The sequence below is a fragment of the Mariniflexile maritimum genome, assembly GCF_009746565.1.
In the GTDB taxonomy this organism is placed as follows: domain Bacteria; phylum Bacteroidota; class Bacteroidia; order Flavobacteriales; family Flavobacteriaceae; genus Mariniflexile; species Mariniflexile maritimum.
Genome location: NZ_WRPN01000038.1, coordinates 1 through 1,077 on the forward strand (window position 1 = coordinate 1; position 1,077 = coordinate 1,077).

1 protein-coding gene is annotated in these 1,077 nt (G+C 30.0%); it reads left to right on the forward strand.

Annotation, left to right across the window (positions count from 1 at the left end):
* Positions 1–939: hypothetical protein (locus tag GQO80_RS15715; RefSeq protein WP_232333213.1), on the forward strand; the 939-nt coding region annotated here is incomplete at its 5' end.
* Between the last annotated feature and the right edge of the window lie 138 nt (positions 940–1,077).

Sequence of the window (1,077 nt, forward strand, 5' to 3'; positions counted from 1 at the left end):
CTTATACATAAACGTTACCAGCAATATGAAACAAAATTTGAACAAAAAATAAAGAACATTATGAACATTAAATTGACATTAACAATTGTCATAGCTTCTACCCTTTTGTTTTCTTGTGAATCATCAAAACTAAAAAAGGAAGCGGAAACAAAGGCAAAATCATTTTTTACGGCTTTAAAAAACGGAAACGAGAATAAAATGTCTGAATTATATAGCGGATTTGAAGAGTTTGGTAGTTATTACAAATCTGATTCTGTAAAAATTAATTCTGTTAACTATAAAAATGACATTGTAACAATTTCTGCTCATAACAGATTTACAAATGGATTCGGTAAACTAACAGAAAAAGATATCTCGTTGTTTTTAAAAAAAGATTCTGTTGGTCAACTTAAACTTTACGACTCAAAAGGTTTGGCTGGATTTGACGAAAAAGACGAATACATTTTCGGTATAAAAACTGGTTGTATAAACAAAGGTATTGACACGACAGACCAACAAATATTAAAAGCAATGAAAAAGTCTAAAATAGTTATGACTAGCAAAGCTGTAGATGTTTGGATTGAACTTAAAGTTGATGTTTCAGTTTCAACTTGGAGTTGGGAATCAGGTTATGGAGGTTCTGCTTCTGGAAAAGGAATAGTTAAAAATAATTCAACATTTTCAATTCCTAATTTGAAATATAAAATCACTTACAAAACAAGTTCAGGTACTGAAATTACTTCAGACGACGGTTATGTAACCTATGATGTATTAGAAGCCGGAGAAAGTAAATCATTCACTTTTTATACAAGTTATGTAGGTAACGCATCAAGGGCTTCCATTGAACTTGTTTTTGACGATGATTTGATTTATAAATATTTAGTAAAAAAAGATTGGACTGGTAAAGAATGTGATGAATTTTTTAAAGAAAATCCTGATAAACTTAACGAATTTGAATAAAAATACTGCTGGTAACACCGTATAAAATTAATTGCTAGTGCAAGCCTACTTACGAAAATCCTTGCGGATTTTCTATTCGGTTTGTATTTGCTAAATTAGGTGCTTAAACCACGCAACTAATCTTATACATAAACGTTG